This window comes from Veillonella parvula, from assembly GCF_001553335.1.
Lineage (GTDB): Bacteria > Bacillota > Negativicutes > Veillonellales > Veillonellaceae > Veillonella > Veillonella parvula_S.
In genome coordinates, this window is sequence record NZ_KQ960792.1 from 66,479 (window position 1) to 66,734 (window position 256).

Below are 256 nucleotides of genomic sequence, written 5' to 3' on the forward strand. Positions count from 1 at the left end.
GTCCCCACCAGGGGATTATTTAATTTAACCAACCGATTAGGGTTGCAGGGTAGCAATAAACGCTATCAACTGTTTCCGTCCCCACCAGGGGATTATTTAATTTAACTTGAAGCGGTGAGAAAAGGGGTCTAAAATGACTACAAAAAAAGTTTCCGTCCCCACCAGGGGATTATTTAATTTAACTTGACATTGTTGATATTGCATTAGTTCAAAGTCTGTAGCAAAGTTTCCGTCCCCACCAGGGGATTATTTAATT